Here is a 15,791-nt window from a genome sequence, read left to right as displayed (position 1 = left end):
TCTTTCTGTTTGTAGAAATAAAACCCGTTTATAATGAAACAAAGACAGTGAACGGAGTGAGCGAATGAGTAATCGTATATTCACAGAAATGGAAATGAAGCAGCTTGAGAATAACCCAAATGTGTTACGTGTATCTGCCCGTACTATCAGCTATCAACCTTCATTTAAACAGATCGCCATCGAAGAATATCAGAAAGGAAAGTTTCCTAGCCAAATTTTTGAAGAACATGGATTTGATGTCGCAGTTATTGGCAAAGATCAACCAAAACGCTCGTTAAGAAGATGGCGTAAAACCTTTGAGATGTATGGAAAAGCAGGATTAGAAGGGGAACGAAGAGGCAAGGGAAGCCAAGGACGACCTTCAAAACGAGAGCTTTCAACTGAAGAAAAGCTTAAGAAAGCCGAAGCACGGATCAACTATTTAGAGGCTGAAAATGAATTCTTAAAAAAGCTAGAAGAACTCGAAAGGCAGGCGTTGAAGAAGAAAAAATAGCTCCACAAGAGGTCTACGTGCTCATCGAGCACGTGATAAACAAGTATGCATTAAAGAACGCGGTCTCCTATTTGTGCACTTATATCGGGGTGAGCCGAAGTGGTTATTATGCCTGGTTAAAGTGTAAGGCTAAAAGAGAATGGAAAAATGCGAAAGATGAACAAGATGTCACATTGATTCGGTCTATCTTTCAACGTGAAGATGAAAAAGTAGGAGCCCTTCAAATCAAAATGTTTTTAGAGAATGATTACGATGTCATCATGAATCATAAAAAAATCAGAAGGTTAATGAGAAAGTTTCACCTTGTGACGAAAATTAGAAGAGCTAATCCCTATAAGCGAATGATGAAAGCAACCCAGGAGCACCGGACGTGTCCAAACCTACTCAACCGTGAATTCAAACAGGAAAAGCCTGGCCTCGTATTCTTAACAGACATTACCTATATTTATTATGGTAAGGGTCAAAAAGCTTATCTTTCTTGCGTAAAAGATAGCACAACAAATGAAATTGTAGCTCACCATGTTTCCACGTCGCTTGGAATGGACTTGGTTTATCGTACCTTAGAAAAGCTCAAAGTCGCTCAAAATGGTTTCCACCCTAGGTCCCTCATTCATTCGGATCAGGGTTTTCACTACACTCATCCCTTTTTTCAACAGAAAGTAAAGGAAGCTGGACTTCAACAATCCATGTCGAGAAAGGGGAACTGTTGGGATAACGCTCCGATGGAGTCATTCTTTGGCCATTTTAAAGATCATGTAAATCACAAAGCATGTAGGAATTTGAATGAATTGAAAGAGAAAGTAGATACCTTTATCCAACGTTATAACCATAGAAGGTATCAATGGGAATTAAATAAAATGACCCCGGTTCAATACCGAGGTCATTTACTAACAGCATAGGCCCTTTTAATAAACTGTCCATATTATAGGTTACAGTTCAGTGACGGCTCTTTTTGCATTAAATTTTAAAACTAGAAATCAGTTCCTTTAATTTCTCTGCTTGTTGTGAAAGCTCTGAAGCACTGGCTGTCACTTGTTCCATGGCAGCGGAGCCTTCTTCGGATGCAGCAGCGGTGGTTTCTGTATTTGAAGCGGTAGCTTCGGCAATTTCATTGACTAGGGCAAACGAAGTGGCGACTTCCTGGCTGAGATTAAGAGTCTCCTGAATATGACCAACCATTTCTTCCACTACAACGGTTGTTTTTGTGGTTTGGTTAAGAATATCTTCAAGTGAGGTGTTTGTTTCGTTTGTGATTTCTACACCTGCGATGACTTCTTTTACTCCATCAGAGTTCTGCTTTATGATGACATCAACTTCTTCTTGAATGCTGTGTACAATTTCGGTTACACCTTTTGCTGCTTGTCGGGACTGTTCGGCCAGTTTCCTGACCTCATCAGCTACTACGGCAAACCCTCTTCCATGCTCCCCGGCCCGTGCTGCTTCAATAGCAGCATTCAAAGCAAGAAGATTGGTTTGTTCAGCGATGTCAGTGATGGTTCCGATGATCGTTGTGATTTGAGATGATCGCTGACCTAACGCTTCGACCGTTTCACTTGTATTTGACATGGTTTCTTCTATGCTCAGCATTTTTGACGAAGAGGCTTGAACGGTTTTTCCGCCTTTTTCAGCAACCACTCTCATATCATGAGCAGTTACCTTAACGAGCTCTGCCTGATCAAATAAGAAACGTGCGGCTTCTTCAAGACTGTTCATTTTACTCAATGACTCTGACATCCGGCTGGTGGTTTGATCGCTGCCCGCTGCAATTTCGGTAGATGTTTCTGCAATGGATGTAATGGTCCGGGACGTTTCTTCAGCGGAAGCCAAAAGTTCCTGGCTGCTGGCTGAAACATTCTCGGCCATTTCTGAAACTTGTTTAACAAGGATTGCAATTCCAGCAATAAGTTGATTCGTATCAGCTGCCAAATCTGCAAGCTCGTCCTTTGATTTTACATGGATCCGTTTTGTCAAATCCCCGCCTGCGTTCGCAATTTCCAGAATAGATCGGCTGATCTTCTTGGTATTTGTCTTGATTGTATGAGATAAAATGATCCCGAAGAAAACAGCTAAAATGACGGCAAATGCTGATAAGCCAATCGTTATGATTTTAGATAAATAAACTTGCTGATTTAATGAATCGATTCGATCATTTAGATCTTTTTCCTGGTCGATTACAATCATATCTACATATGAACGGATTCCGTCAAGATATTTCTTACCTGTACCGGACTCAACAAGAGTGGCAGCCTTTTCAAGCCCTTTATCCTTCCTTGTATCGATGACACGGTCGACAAATTGAATCCAAAAACCATATTGTGCCTCGATTTTATCTAGTTTATCAAGTTGCTCCTGATTACCCTGTAATAAGGTATTCAACTCTTCTATATGATTTTCAACGGACCTTTTTCCATTTTGATAGGGTGCTAAAAAGCCTGTAGCCCCAGTAATGACAAACCCCTGTTCACCAATTTCAATTTCATTCAATACCTTGGATAAATCCTTTACCTTCGTATCAACCTGCATATCGTATGTAATCAACGTGTTGATCTCTTTTTCCAGCTTCATCATATTGAAGTAAGAAGTAGAGGCGAGGATTAATAGGACGATGGTCAATAATCCGAATGACAGGATGACTTTACCCCGGATTGTACGAAAGTAAGTAAAGAGACCTATACCTTTTCTGTTACTCTCTTTCTTACTCTTTATTCTTTTTGTCTGTTTTTCTTTTGTCTTTTTCACCATTTCCCCCTCCTGAAGATAAGCAAAAAGTAGCATCAAAGGATGAACTTACCATTATTTTATACATATCGACCTAATATATCTAGTCACTTTGTACATTTTCTGTCGAATTTTTGAGAATCTTATTATATTTCAATCAATGATATCTTGTTAACGACTGAAATACAGTCGTTCTATATCGGTATAAGCTTCATCTAAGAATACTTTCGAATGATTCTTTATCATAAAGAAAAAAAGAAAAGAAAGATTGTGCTTTTCATACATATGAATAGTGATAGGGAACTCTTTATGAGCAACGAGATGATCGAATCGAAAGAGAGTACGAATCTGATTCTTTCAGGAGGGGGATTATGCCTCATTCGCATTTAATAAAACCATTGATTGGGGAACACTATCCGACCATAGATTACGGAAAAGGTGTTTATTTGTACGATACTGATGGACGGGAGTATATCGATGCTTGTTCAGGAGCAGTAACGGCCAATGTAGGACATGGCATGGAAGAAATTCTTCAGTCCATTGTAAGTCAAGGAAATAAGGTTGCTTTCGTGTATCGTTCTCAATTCAGTAATCAGCCAGCTGAGGATTTAGCAACGTTTCTTCATGAGAAGACAGGCTATCCATGGAGTTTCTTTGTAAATAGCGGATCTGAAGCTGTTGAGACGGCCATCAAGATAGCTATTCAACACTGGCAGGAACAAGGAAGACCGATGAAAAGAAAGATATTATCCAGATGGCTCAGCTACCACGGTATTACTTTCGGTGCATTATCCGCCTCAGGTCATCCAGCCCGCAGGGAACGCTTTGATTCTTATCTTGGAGACTGGCCTACAATAGAACCTCCTTATTGTTCTCACTGTCCTTTTGGAAAAACGTATCCATCATGTAATCTTGTCTGCGCATCCCAATTAGAAACGATGATTATGAGAATAGGGGCAGATAATATCGCTGCTTTTATGGCAGAGCCGATCATCGGTGCAGCAGGAGGCGCCATTACCCCTCCAAGAGGATACTATGAGCGGATAAAATCGATTTGTGAAGAACATGAGATTTTGTTTATTTCAGATGAAGTCATGACCGGATGTGGAAGGACAGGGACCTTTTTAGCGTTAGATCAGTGGGGGGTGAAAGCCGACATTGTAGCGATTGGTAAAGGTCTTAGCGCAGGATATGCTCCCATTGCTGCCACCCTTATAGCTGACAACATTATGGAGCCAATCGAGAATGGATCTAAAATGATCATGAGCGGCCATACATTCAGTGGAAATCCTATGTCGGCAACAGCGGCACTTGCTGTTCTTAAACTGATTGATTCTGAGAAGATGATTGAAGGTGTCCATTCTAAAGGAACGTACCTGAAAAATCTCATTGAAAAATTAAAAACGGAATTTTCATTTATTCAGGATGTAAGAGGCAGGGGGCTGCTGTTAGGAATAGAGTTTACATCCCTTGGAGCAGCATTTACATCGTCCGTTGTTCAAGCAGGGGTTGAAAGCGGGATATTATTATACCCCGCGGCTGCCGGCATTGACGGGAGGAAAGGATCTGCTATTATGGTTGCCCCCCCATTGAACAGTTCGAAAAGGGAACTTGAAGAAATGGTTAAAAGACTTAGAAGAACCTTTCAACTGGTACTTGAAAATGGGAAGGAGAATTAAATATGTCCCGTCTTCACAATAAAACAAGCAGCTATGAAAGCATAAAACATTTTTTCTTCGATCACATGACCCTGATGTTTGGCGGATTTGGAGGAGTGGGTTCCCCGCCAACAATCTGTAAGCATTTATTGGATTGGGGTACGAAGGATATCACCTTGATTGGAAACGATACTGGTTTTCCCCATATCGGCATCGGACAGCTTGTGGCAGCAAACAGAGTAAAGAAAGTGATTGCTTCTCACATAGGTTCGAACCCCATTGCTGGACGGTTAATGAGTGAAGGGAAACTTGAGGTTGAATTCTCTCCTCAAGGAATATTGGCTGAGAGGATTCGTTCAGGTGGAGTCGGATTGAAGGGGATTGTAACCGAAATAGGTGTGGATGATCCCTATCTAAATAAAGGAAAAGTCTTACTGGAGATAGGAGGCTGCCGCTATTTATATGAAGAAGCACTGGTTGCAGAAGTAGGGATCGTTTATGCCAAAAAGGCTGACACATTCGGAAACCTGATTTATGACAAAAGTGCCAGGAATACGAATCCACTTGTGGCTATGGCGGCAGATATTACAATTGTAGAAGCCGAAGAAATTGTGGAAGCAGGGGAATTGAATCCTGAGGAAATCGTAACGTCGGGAGTCTTTGTAGATCATATTGTATTGTCTAAAGGAGTCGACTGGAAATGGGCATGGGAAACGGAGTGAAGGATAAATTAGCAAAGCGGGCAGCTATGGAAGTGAAAGAACATATGATTGTCAATTTAGGAATTGGAATACCTTCCCTAGTTCCGAATCATCTTTCCCCTGGGTTTCCTGTTATCTTTCAATCGGAAAACGGGATTATTGGGATAGGACCTGCACCAGGTAAAGGGTGTGAGGACGAGAACCTGTGCAATGCAGGAGGGTTTCCGGTTTCATTGGTGAAGGGAGGGAGCTATACAGACAGCTCCATCGCATTTGCCATGATTCGACGAGGAAAGGTCGATCTAACGATTCTTGGGTCTCTGCAAGTCAGTGAAAAGGGTGATCTTGCCAATTGGATCATACCAGGAAAAAAAGTTCCTGGTATGGGGGGTGCTACCGAACTTGCGTCCAAGGCGGAGAAAGTCATCGTGCTCATGACTCATTTAGATAAAAAAGGGGGAAGTAAAATCGTAAGGGAATGTACCCTTCCATTAACGGCAAGAGCATGTGTTTCTATGATCATTACAGACAGGGCTGTTTTTACCATTGAAGATGGTCGATTAATACTAAGAGAGATCTTTAATCCATATACTCTTCAGGACATAGAAGAGACAACAGAAGCTTCATATTTCCTGAGCCCTGCTATCAAATATATAGATTAGGGGGAACCACTATGGAATATCACCGTCTTATCAAGGAATTAATAGAAGCGAAAAAGAAAAGTACCATCAAGCTCCTGCAAAGATTAGTCCAGGAAGACAGTGTAAGGGGAAATGAATCCAAAGCCCAGGCGATTGTCATCGAGAAGTGCCGGAAACTTGGCCTGGAGTTGGATATTTGGGAAGTGGAAGAAGAGGAAGTGAAAGATCATCCTTTCTATCGTTGTGACCGTGATCATTTCAAAGGTAACCCAAATGTAGTGGGTGTCTTAAAAGGCAGCGGAGGAGGCAGGAGTCTCCTATTAAATGGACATATCGATGTGGTACCTGAAGGTGAAAGGGAAGGATGGACCTATGACCCATACAGTGGAGTGATCCAAGACGGAAAGCTTTATGGAAGAGGATCAACGGATATGAAGGGGGGATCGGTTGCTTTACTGCTTGCACTTGAAGTGATAAAGGAATTGAATGTCCCCCTTAAAGGTGACATCATCTTTGAAAGCGTCATTGAAGAGGAAAGTGGCGGAACCGGAACCCTTGCGGCCTTATTGAGAGGGTATAAAGCTGACGCTGCCATTATCCCCGAACCAACCAATATGAAGCTTTTTCCTAAGCAGCAGGGGTCCATGTGGTTCCGCATAAAAGTAAAAGGGAAACCGGCCCATGGAGGAACAAGGTATGAAGGAGTAAATGCGATAGATAAAGCTTACACTGTCATTCACGCTCTACAACATTTAGAATCCTCAAGGAATGGGAAAGTGGAGGACCCTTTGTATAGCAGTATACCCATTCCGTTACCAATAAACATCGGAAGGATTGAAAGCGGAAAATGGCCATCTTCAGTCCCTGACCTGGCTGTCATTGAAGGGAGGGTAGGGGTTGGGCCGTGGGAAACGATGCCTGAAGTGGAAAAGGAAGTGGAAGCGGTCATTTCAAACCTGAACAAGGTGGATCCATGGTTTGAACATCATCCAGTGGAAATCGAATGGTTTGGTGGAAGATGGCAGCCTGGAGACCTTCCATGCGATCATGAATTAGTTAAAAGCCTCAGCCATTATATGAAACAAGTGTTGCGGACCACTCCAATAGTTGAAGCCTCGCCATGGGGAACGGATGGCGGTATTCTTTCCAAAGGTGGAGATATCCCGGTAATCGTATTTGGTCCAGGTACTACAGAAGTAGCTCATGACAAAGACGAATATATTGAATTGGACAGAATCTACCAAACTGCTGAAATTCTTTCCTTATTCATTCTGGATTGGTGCAATAAAAAGAAATGATTATCTTTTTATGGGTAAGGATATAAATGGTGGGCTTCAAGGAAACGTACCCTCTTCATACTATCTATCTCAATTACAACTCATTGAATGAAAGACAGGGGGTTGTTCCTTTTTTATCCTTCTATGTTTCATAACTGAGCTTCACGCTTCATATGTTGGTTAAAAAGGGGCTTATTTGAATGCAAACTTACGAATATATCAAACAACCAAAGCTTGAAGCTGTTGTTTATAAAGATGAATACAACAGGCGTCTGCGGGTGGATGAGTTTAGGGGAAATGCAGGGTTGTTATGGGAGTATATTAAGAGACAAACAGGATCGAATCTTTATGAAAAGGTGATCATTAAGTCAAAATGGGATCAATCTCTCTTTTTTTTGGAAAGGGGCTTCATCCTGGAAGGGGGAGTAAAAGGGTATTTTGACGGAGATAGAGTTCTTTTCTTGAGTAATTTTTTAACAAATGAAAGAAGGAACAGCTCATATTGGAGGGATGAGGATGTCATTCTCCAAACCGTTCAGGCACTTGAAAGTCACGAGGTGCCGTGTTCCAAACCAATTTCTGTTGCGACTGAGGAGCATGTTTCTCAGTTAGCCGATCTGTATCGGGAAGTGTTTAAGCTTTATCCTGTTCCATTACACAATCCTGAATATGTAAAACAGTCAATGGAGAGTGGGACAATCTTTGTATACATCGAAGAGAATGGCCGAATAATCAGCGCAGCTTCAGCCGAAGTGTCATCAACCTGGAAAAATGCAGAACTCACAGACTGTGCTACACGTACTTCCCATCGCAAGGGAGGGTATATGAAGCACCTTATACGAAAGTTAGAAGCTGAATTGCAGGAGCGGAATATCTACTGTGCTTATACGATAGCCAGGGCACTTTCTTTTGGGATGAATGCCGTTTTTCAGCAGCTTGGGTATCGGTACGGGGGAAGATTGGCGAATAACTGCATCATCTTTGACAAAATGGAAGACATGAACATTTGGCAAAAAGATTTGAGTGAAGTGTAAGTATTGATTATCCTGTTCCCCAGTAATCCATACTGATTAAAATCCATTAGTTCAAAAGAAGTTTATTTGTTTTCCTTTCCTGGATCTACAGCGTTTTATTAGCTTCAATAATGGATTCTGATTGAAAGATATTTTTGTAAAGTGGGTGGAGAAAATGAAAATGAATCTCTATAAACCAAAAAGAGATTGGAAAGAAATTGAACTATGGAAAGACGTAACAGATAAGCAATGGAATAATTGGTTATGGCAGCTCACAAATACCATCAGAACCCTTGATGACTTAAAGAAAGTGGTGAACCTGACTCCCGAAGAAGAAGAAGGTGTCAGGATTTCAACTAAGACCATCCCGCTTAATATCACCCCTTATTATGCATGGTTAATGAACGAGGAAGACCCCCGCTGCCCTATTCGGATGCAATCTGTTCCTATAGGTCAGGAAATTCATAAAACGAAATATGACTTGGAGGATCCTTTACATGAAGATGAAGATTCTCCTGTTCCAGGGCTGACTCACAGATATCCGGACAGGGTATTGTTTCTTGTAACCAATCAATGCTCGATGTATTGCCGTTACTGTACGAGAAGAAGGTTTTCAGGACAAATCGGAATGGGTGTACCAAAGAAGCAGCTCGATGCAGCCATTGAATATATCAGGGAGACACCAAGTGTAAGGGACGTCCTTCTCTCTGGGGGAGATGGCCTTTTGATAAATGATCAAATTCTCGAGTACATCTTAAAGAACTTAAGAGAAATCCCACATGTTGAAATCATCCGGATTGGCACGAGAGCACCTGTCGTGTTTCCCCAACGGATTACAGAGAATCTGTGTCAAATACTAAAGAAATATCATCCGGTTTGGTTGAATACTCACTTTAATACATCCATCGAAATCACCGAAGAATCCAAGAAAGCGTGTGAGATGCTCGTAGATGCAGGGGTTCCGGTAGGGAATCAAGCGGTTATTCTTGCCGGTATAAATGACAGTGTGGGAATCATGAAAAAGCTCATGCACGATCTTGTCAAGATTCGTGTACGTCCATACTATATTTATCAATGCGACTTATCAGAAGGGATCGGACATTTCCGGGCACCCGTTTCCAAAGGCTTAGAAATTATTGAAGGGTTACGGGGACATACATCAGGCTATGCAGTCCCGACTTTCGTGCTGGATGCACCCGGAGGTGGAGGGAAAATTTCCTTGCAACCAAATTATCTCATTTCCCAAAGTGCTTCAAAAGTCGTAGTCCGAAATTTCGAAGGAGTTATCTCCACTTATCCGGAACCAGAAGAATACGTGCCAGGAAGGGCAGATGACTACTTTAAAGAAGTGTACCACGATGAGGAAATCAAAGAACCTGCCATTGGGATCGCAGGTTTGATGAACCAAACGCATTCTTCTCTTACACCTAGTGGATTAAAACGGTTGGAGCGAAGAAGAGAATATGAGGAAAACCCTGAGCATAATTCCCTTAAAGACTTCAGAGGCAAAAGGGATCAGCTTAAGGAAAAGAAGCACAAAGCGATGCTGTCGAAAATGAAGCAGGATAAGAATGAAGACAAGGAAGAAAAGTCCAATGGGTAAATCCTCATTGAAACGATGCGACTGGTGTGAAGAAAAGACGGCCAATGATAGTCAATCCAACGTATTTTGGGAACTTCCCGATGGCTCACGAGCGATTCAGATCACAGGCGTCCCAAGCGTTTCCTGCAGCCATTGCGGAATGGAATATCAAGAAGAGGCGGTCATCAACGAAATTGAGGATCAACTCATGTTGATTGATACCAAATCGATCGACAAAGTAATCACCTATACAAAATTAATGGACCATCCTCGATTATTGAAAAAAAATTACTTTCGATTCTAGTCCAGGATGTTTCATGATTGAGAATCTTCTATTAGAAGCAAAAACTTTACGAATTCACCTTCTTCCGCTATCCTTTTAGAAAAGAAAAGACAGGGATAGGTGGAAAATATGAAAAAATCCTTTTATCATTATTTAATGAAATACAGGCAGCCGACTGCCAGGGATGAATTAACCCGATTTGCCAATTCAGCTTATGATGACCATAGCTTTCCTAAACAATCTCAAGCTTATCATGAGGTCAGTTCTTATCTTGAAATGAATGGCTATTATCTTGAAAGTATGTCCATTTTCGACCTTGCATGGGAGCAGTATCTATTAGATGAAAAAGAATAGACTAAATATCTCTATCTACCGGACTGACATATGTTCTCACTATGTCGGTCTTTTTTTCTCCTTAGAAAAAGAGTGATGCAATCGTGTATACCGATATGGTTGTAATTGCATATCATATAAAAAAGGCGATTAAGGGTGAGGGGAGAATGAAGAAACGAAAAGAGCCTAAATTTAGAGTTGGGGAAACAGTAGTCGTAACGATTTATGGTACAGTCGGTAAAATTACTGATATAAAAAAACTCGACGGGGAGTTTTTATATGAGGTAAACGAAAGTGAAGGACTATTCAAGGAGAAGGCATTAGAATTGCTTGATTCTTATGAAGGATACATTTTTGAACAGGAACAAATAGATATAGAATATAAATTTCTATTTGGAGATCTTGTCATGGTCAAGGGATATGATGAGGATCTCTTTAAAGTGGTAGGCTTCAGGACGGAAATTTGGCGCTATAAAGATGATGCCTGGGAAGATGTCATTTATGAGTTAATGAGAATCACAGATGGCGAGTGGCTGGAAGCAGACGAAGAAGAAATCACATTAGTTGCAGATGAAGAGCAGGCAGAAGCCTTTATCAAAAAATATGGATTTGTATTTCCACAAAAAAAAGAAGGCAAGACAAAATTGCTTCATTCATCAACGTCCCCTAAACCAAGCTGGATTGATCAGCTTCTTGATCATTATAATGATTACAAAGCGCTGTATTTGCTTTTTCAGGATACAAAATATAAGAATAAGATGGATTATGTGCTTGAGCAATTAAAAAAGCACACTAATTCCCAATCCATCGTTAAAGAGAAGGAATAAGCCACATGATATACAGGAAAACAGGGACACTTATGATTAAGAAAGTAAGCAGTACGATCCGGAGTATCCATTGCATCGAAGAAACGATCCATCCCTCACCATTTTCTAATTCTTTTATGATGGTTCTTGTCTTTTGAGTGAATGCGTTTAACATGATATCTCTCCTCTATCTTTGATGATAAAGTGTATGCTTGTCCTTCATCTCTTATGAAAACTTTTTTCTTCAAGCATAACTGTAGGATTGCTGTCATAAATTGAGAATCAAAGGGGGCGATCACATGCGGGAGATAGAAGTCTTTATCGACACTGAGGAAATTGCAGAGTTCTTCATGAAAGAACTCATTCAAAGAGGGTATATACCATCAGAAGATGAGCTGGAAGAAATAGCGGATATCACATTCGAGTATTTGATTGCCAAATGTATCATTGATGAAGAATGGGAAGAGGATGTCTAGGATCTTTTGACCTATATTATAGGAACTTGGCATAGGGGATTGACTCTTGAGTGTCATCCGTGTTTTACAGATTGTGTAAAACGTGTGAGGCACTTCATTTTGAGTCAATCCCTTTTTAAGTTCATGAGAATGGAGGTTAACATTCTCCACTTTTTGGTCATGGAATATTCGCCGGGTATGAAGAGTGTCAGCAGAGGTTCCATTACATCAATTGACTGATCTGTAAACCAGTCAGCTGGAGAGATTGAATAAGGGTGCGCATCATCCCAAACGGATCTGAGTGTGGGGCTATACAGCCGTTTGTTTTTATTTTCACTTGAATAAATATGTGGCCAATAATCTTCTCTTGATCCGCTATGAGGATGTTTTAAGGCAAATGAGTATGCAGTTGGAAAGACTTTCTCGTGAAATAAAATACTGTACAGTTTCTTTCCCAACTGGATTCTGGATTTAACCTGTTCAAAGTGAGATACTGAAAGACCTGCAAGAGAGCAGGGGGAGCGCTTTCCATATGGAAAAAGAATAGAAGTGAATTGTAAGCGATCCTGGAATAAAAAAAGCCATTTTTCTATTCCCATGTTTTTTTGATTTGATACGATTCTCCTTTGAATCATATGCTGTTCGTTCATAATCAGTCCTACGGTTAAAGCCCGTTTATTTCCTGATGTAAGATAATCCTTCCAAATACCGGTCATGAATTGGGAAATGTTGAATTTTCTTAAGAGGTGGAAGGAGGAATTCCCGGTTTTTTTCCACTGTTCATACAGTAATAATTGAGGATAAGCATCCTGAAAAATAGCTGCATTACAAAGGTCGAGAAAGGAAAATAACGCTTTTTGTTCGTTTTTACTCAGGATCTGTGAAAGCAGGTTACTACGGAGGTCCGTCATAAGATAACCTGCATTTCTTGAGACCATATGAGCAAGAAAAGACCAGGGGATTTCAGGGTTTCGCTTAAAGAAATCCAGGTAACATGTGGTTCGAGTCATGTTATTAAGATTAGCACTCCTTACTTTTGTCTCTATGGATTCATAGAGTGTAAGATCATGAGGAAGATAGATGACGGGAGAAGGATCCCCGATTGAGTGATCGTAAAGCACATCTATGGATTCCTGTGTAAGGAGAGGTATCGTTTCTTCGTTGCTCCCGATTTTGAATAACTTTAACATGCTTCCAATGGATGAGAAGGTCAAGTGGTCCCTCTCCTTTATGAATTTTTTTGTATATGAAACTATTTTCTAACCAAAACGTATATAGTCTTAGGAGTGAGGATGATATCTATTGGGAGGTTTGGTTATGTTAAGAAAATTATTGAAACATTTGTTAAGTTCCAAGTATCATGGCCGATACAGCTCGAGTGATGCCTGGAAAAAGTATAGAAACCCAAAGCATAAACATTTTGGACATCATCATTATAAGAAGCATAAAAGTAAAAGCTTCTTCTCCAGCTTTTTTAGCAGTTAGGGCTGAGGTGGATTGAGAGATGGTGCATGCTCTTTTGCGCAGGCTGATTGATGGTTTCGAACAAACGTGGAAACCGGGTGAAATCATTGAAGGCTATCACATAGTACGTTTAGTTGGAAGGGGAAGCTATGGCACCACATACTCTGTTAGCGATCCATCTAACAGCAAAGAAGCTATTTTGAAAAGAATACGCCCTTACAAAAAGTTATTTTCCAATCACGTCCAATATGTTCAAAATGAAATGAATGCACTGGCAACTTTATCTCATCATCAGTTTCCCACCGTATATACATCTGGAAAGTATAGAAATACCCCTTATTTCATAATGGAAAGAATGAAAGGTCAAACATTTGAAGAGTTGATTTTTAAAGAAGGAAAAACGTATTCGGAGGAAGAATCAGTTAAGCTAGGTATTCAATTAGTCACCCTGGTAGAATGGATCCATGAAAATGGTTATGTTCATCGAGACCTGAGGATTCCAAATATTCTGATGCATGAAGGGACGCTTCATGTCATAGACTTCGGGCTAGCTGGTGTGATCCGTCACTCAACTAAAAGAAAGTCGAATATGCATAGGGATTATATGAGGGAGCTGTCGCCACAGAGTGATTTCTATGCACTTGGCCATTTCCTTTTATTCCTGCTGTATTCATCGTATGAACCAGTGGCGAAAAAGGAGAAAAGCTGGGAGGAAGAATTGGACATTCATCCTGATACCAGGGCGATGATCAGAAGGCTTCTGCAAATTGACACTGCATTCAGTGATGCAGGAGAAATTCTGGTGGAATTATCCAAAGTTCTGCAGTCTATCCAAGAAAGTTAATCGAGGAGGAAGAAATGATGTCATTTTTTAACAAAGTGTTTGCTTCGATTGGTATCGGAGCGGCAACGGTAGATACGAAGTTAGAAAGATCAAGTTATCATGCAGGGGAATCAGTAAAAGGTATAGTTGAAATTACTGGGGGAAGTGCCGAGCAGAACATTGATTCCATTTATTTAACTCTCTATACTACATATATCAGGGAATCGGATGACAAGAAGTACACAGATTACGCACCTATTCAAAAAGTGCAAATTTCTGAGCCATTTACCATCAAGGAGAATGAAAAGAAAGAGTTTCCCTTTACCTTTACCTTACCATTTGAAACCCCAATTACGTACGGTAACACAAGGGTTTGGGTAGCCACCGGGCTGGATATCAAAAATGCAGTCGACCCTAAAGACAAGGACTATATTGAAATTGTCCCGAATGAACTGACAAATGCGGTCCTAACATCTGTTCAGGAACTGGGCTTCAGAATTCGTAAAGTGGAATGTGAAGAAGCACCACGCCGGTACAGAGGCCGCTATCCATTCATCCAGGAATTCGAATTTGTTCCTGTCGATGGTCAGTATCAGCGGAAGTTGGATGAACTTGAATTGGTGTTTATGAATCAATCTGAAGAGCACGTGGATCTGCTTCTGGAAGTGGATCGACGGGCAAGAGGATTAGGGGGCTTTTTAGCCGAGGCGCTTGAAATGGACGAATCCATGGTGAAGCTGTCGATTCGACGTTCTGATATCCCCCACCTTTCATCTAAACTTCAGGAAGTGATTAATCGATTCGCTTAATCAGCCGATTCGACAAAGAATCCTATCTTTCTTTGAAGGATTCGACAAGGTGGATGTGTAATAGTATGAGTACAACATAATGACGGAGGGGTACTCATGCCTTTACTTGAAAAAATCATTCGTCCTAAGCTTTTGAGATCGACTTATGACGTGACCATTTTCCAAACGCCTAATTATGGAGAGGATAAAGGTTATGAAGAGGTTTATCGTATCTCCATGGAGGCAAATAATCATCAAGAAGCTTTGTATGAGACATTCAGAATGTTTAATGTCCCGGATTTAATGCCTAAAGATTTTCAAGGCAGATATATGGCGACACGTGATATTATCTTTATCGATGAAGGACGGAGAGGCCACTATTATTATCGCCTTCAGTCAAACGGGTGGAAAAGGGTGAATCGGATTGTGATTCACTAAGGCTGTAACCAAGCTGAAAAGGAAAGAATCTCCAAAAGGGATTCTTTCCTTTATTTTTTATCTTATAAGTGATTGCCTGGACCGTTTTTCCGTTTCAGGGCTGAATGTTCCTTGCCGTTCGCATTGTGTTCAGCATCCAGAGCTTCTTTTGGAATATGATTATTCTTCTTTGGAGCATTGACCCGGTTCCTGTGTTTTTTACCCATATCAATCTTCCTCCCCGTTATGATTTAAGTCTTTCAGTCCTCGAAGAGTTAGGTTGTGTTCCCGTCCGTCTAGAAGGATTTGTTTCATTTGCGTGCTGCACAGCCTGTTTCA

At 40.8% G+C, this 15,791-nt stretch carries 17 protein-coding genes; 14 read left to right on the top strand and 3 right to left on the bottom strand.

Annotation, left to right across the window (positions count from 1 at the left end):
* Window positions 1-64: 64 nt before the first annotated feature.
* Window positions 65-1,392 (top strand): IS3 family transposase gene (locus LS684_RS24065; RefSeq protein WP_233812120.1). Its coding sequence is split into 2 segments (ribosomal slippage): window positions 65-437 and window positions 437-1,392, totalling 1,329 coding nucleotides; the frame shifts between segments, so codons are not numbered across the junction.
* A 58-nt stretch (window positions 1,393-1,450) separates the two neighbouring features.
* Here the strand turns inward: LS684_RS24065 and LS684_RS24060 are convergent.
* Window positions 1,451-3,235: a methyl-accepting chemotaxis protein gene (locus LS684_RS24060; RefSeq protein WP_233812119.1), complete on the bottom strand. Its 1,785-nt coding sequence runs from the start codon at window positions 3,233-3,235 to the stop codon at window positions 1,451-1,453.
* A gap of 347 nt (window positions 3,236-3,582) precedes the next feature.
* Between LS684_RS24060 and LS684_RS24055 the strand changes: the two genes are divergently transcribed.
* The 10 genes from LS684_RS24055 to LS684_RS24010 all read left to right on the top strand — a co-directional run bounded on the left by LS684_RS24055 (window position 3,583) and on the right by LS684_RS24010 (window position 11,981).
* Window positions 3,583-4,890 carry an aspartate aminotransferase family protein gene (locus LS684_RS24055; protein ID WP_169215226.1) on the top strand — a complete coding sequence of 436 codons (1,308 nt, stop codon included), beginning with the start codon at window positions 3,583-3,585 and terminating at the stop codon, window positions 4,888-4,890.
* 2 nt (window positions 4,891-4,892) lie between these two features.
* Window positions 4,893-5,591, top strand: a complete 699-nt coding sequence (locus tag LS684_RS24050) for a 3-oxoacid CoA-transferase subunit A (RefSeq protein ID WP_169215225.1) — start codon at window positions 4,893-4,895, stop codon at window positions 5,589-5,591.
* Window positions 5,570-6,232 (top strand): 3-oxoacid CoA-transferase subunit B, encoded by a 663-nt coding sequence (locus tag LS684_RS24045; RefSeq protein ID WP_169215224.1) that lies wholly within the window; start codon window positions 5,570-5,572, stop codon window positions 6,230-6,232. Before LS684_RS24050 ends, LS684_RS24045 begins: the two co-directional genes overlap by 22 nt.
* An 11-nt stretch (window positions 6,233-6,243) precedes the next feature.
* On the top strand, window positions 6,244-7,509 hold the full coding sequence (locus tag LS684_RS24040) for a peptidase (RefSeq protein ID WP_169215223.1): 1,266 nt from the start codon (window positions 6,244-6,246) through the stop codon (window positions 7,507-7,509).
* A gap of 179 nt (window positions 7,510-7,688) precedes the next feature.
* The gene (gene ablB, locus LS684_RS24035) at window positions 7,689-8,522 is read left to right on the top strand and encodes a putative beta-lysine N-acetyltransferase (protein ID WP_169215222.1); all 834 of its coding nucleotides are present in this window, start codon (window positions 7,689-7,691) and stop codon (window positions 8,520-8,522) included.
* A gap of 154 nt (window positions 8,523-8,676) precedes the next feature.
* Window positions 8,677-10,104: a lysine 2,3-aminomutase gene (kamA, locus tag LS684_RS24030; RefSeq protein WP_233812118.1), complete on the top strand. Its 1,428-nt coding sequence runs from the start codon at window positions 8,677-8,679 to the stop codon at window positions 10,102-10,104.
* Entirely contained in the window at window positions 10,097-10,387 is a 291-nt protein-coding gene (locus tag LS684_RS24025; RefSeq protein ID WP_233812117.1) for a YokU family protein, read from the top strand. The genes kamA and LS684_RS24025 overlap by 8 nt, the downstream gene beginning before the upstream one ends.
* Window positions 10,388-10,495: 108 nt before the next feature.
* Window positions 10,496-10,720 carry a YozE family protein gene (locus LS684_RS24020; RefSeq protein ID WP_169215219.1) on the top strand — a complete coding sequence of 75 codons (225 nt, stop codon included), beginning with the start codon at window positions 10,496-10,498 and terminating at the stop codon, window positions 10,718-10,720.
* A gap of 146 nt (window positions 10,721-10,866) precedes the next feature.
* Window positions 10,867-11,526, top strand: a complete 660-nt coding sequence (locus LS684_RS24015) for a hypothetical protein (RefSeq protein ID WP_169215218.1) — start codon at window positions 10,867-10,869, stop codon at window positions 11,524-11,526.
* Between the two features lie 278 nt (window positions 11,527-11,804).
* On the top strand, window positions 11,805-11,981 hold the full coding sequence (locus LS684_RS24010) for a YozD family protein (protein ID WP_169215216.1): 177 nt from the start codon (window positions 11,805-11,807) through the stop codon (window positions 11,979-11,981).
* A gap of 104 nt (window positions 11,982-12,085) precedes the next feature.
* Here the strand turns inward: LS684_RS24010 and LS684_RS24005 are convergent, their stop codons facing one another.
* Window positions 12,086-13,174 (bottom strand): DUF2515 family protein, encoded by a 1,089-nt coding sequence (locus LS684_RS24005; protein ID WP_233812116.1) that lies wholly within the window; start codon window positions 13,172-13,174, stop codon window positions 12,086-12,088.
* A 290-nt stretch (window positions 13,175-13,464) separates the two neighbouring features.
* On the opposite strand from LS684_RS24005, the gene LS684_RS24000 reads away from it, so the two are divergent.
* The 3 genes from LS684_RS24000 to LS684_RS23990 all read left to right on the top strand — a co-directional run bounded on the left by LS684_RS24000 (window position 13,465) and on the right by LS684_RS23990 (window position 15,473).
* Window positions 13,465-14,268: a serine/threonine protein kinase gene (locus LS684_RS24000; protein ID WP_225003433.1), complete on the top strand. Its 804-nt coding sequence runs from the start codon at window positions 13,465-13,467 to the stop codon at window positions 14,266-14,268.
* A gap of 17 nt (window positions 14,269-14,285) precedes the next feature.
* Complete coding sequence (locus tag LS684_RS23995) at window positions 14,286-15,056, top strand: sporulation protein (protein ID WP_225003819.1); 771 nt, start codon at window positions 14,286-14,288, stop codon at window positions 15,054-15,056.
* 96 nt (window positions 15,057-15,152) lie between these two features.
* Window positions 15,153-15,473 carry a YodL domain-containing protein gene (locus LS684_RS23990; RefSeq protein WP_233812115.1) on the top strand — a complete coding sequence of 107 codons (321 nt, stop codon included), beginning with the start codon at window positions 15,153-15,155 and terminating at the stop codon, window positions 15,471-15,473.
* 62 nt (window positions 15,474-15,535) lie between these two features.
* Here LS684_RS23990 and LS684_RS23985 read toward each other — a convergent pair whose 3' ends face one another.
* Window positions 15,536-15,679: a hypothetical protein gene (locus LS684_RS23985; protein ID WP_169215211.1), complete on the bottom strand. Its 144-nt coding sequence runs from the start codon at window positions 15,677-15,679 to the stop codon at window positions 15,536-15,538.
* Window positions 15,680-15,791 lie beyond the last annotated feature (112 nt).

It is taken from the genome of Cytobacillus spongiae, assembly GCF_021390075.1.
This window is presented reverse-complemented; position numbering and strand designations above follow the sequence as displayed.

Coding starts and splice junctions, on each gene's coding strand:
- LS684_RS24000 (WP_225003433.1), top strand. CDS start 13,465: ATGGTGCATGCTCTTTTGCGCAGGCTGATTGATGGTTTCGAACAAACG.
- LS684_RS24025 (WP_233812117.1), top strand. CDS start 10,097: ATGGGTAAATCCTCATTGAAACGATGCGACTGGTGTGAAGAAAAGACG.
- LS684_RS24050 (WP_169215225.1), top strand. CDS start 4,893: ATGTCCCGTCTTCACAATAAAACAAGCAGCTATGAAAGCATAAAACAT.
- LS684_RS23990 (WP_233812115.1), top strand. CDS start 15,153: ATGCCTTTACTTGAAAAAATCATTCGTCCTAAGCTTTTGAGATCGACT.
- ablB (WP_169215222.1), top strand. CDS start 7,689: ATGCAAACTTACGAATATATCAAACAACCAAAGCTTGAAGCTGTTGTT.
- LS684_RS24045 (WP_169215224.1), top strand. CDS start 5,570: ATGGGCATGGGAAACGGAGTGAAGGATAAATTAGCAAAGCGGGCAGCT.
- LS684_RS24015 (WP_169215218.1), top strand. CDS start 10,867: ATGAAGAAACGAAAAGAGCCTAAATTTAGAGTTGGGGAAACAGTAGTC.
- LS684_RS23995 (WP_225003819.1), top strand. CDS start 14,286: ATGTCATTTTTTAACAAAGTGTTTGCTTCGATTGGTATCGGAGCGGCA.
- LS684_RS24055 (WP_169215226.1), top strand. CDS start 3,583: ATGCCTCATTCGCATTTAATAAAACCATTGATTGGGGAACACTATCCG.
- LS684_RS23985 (WP_169215211.1), bottom strand. CDS start 15,679: ATGGGTAAAAAACACAGGAACCGGGTCAATGCTCCAAAGAAGAATAAT.
- LS684_RS24040 (WP_169215223.1), top strand. CDS start 6,244: ATGGAATATCACCGTCTTATCAAGGAATTAATAGAAGCGAAAAAGAAA.
- LS684_RS24020 (WP_169215219.1), top strand. CDS start 10,496: ATGAAAAAATCCTTTTATCATTATTTAATGAAATACAGGCAGCCGACT.
- LS684_RS24010 (WP_169215216.1), top strand. CDS start 11,805: ATGCGGGAGATAGAAGTCTTTATCGACACTGAGGAAATTGCAGAGTTC.
- kamA (WP_233812118.1), top strand. CDS start 8,677: ATGAAAATGAATCTCTATAAACCAAAAAGAGATTGGAAAGAAATTGAA.
- LS684_RS24060 (WP_233812119.1), bottom strand. CDS start 3,235: ATGGTGAAAAAGACAAAAGAAAAACAGACAAAAAGAATAAAGAGTAAG.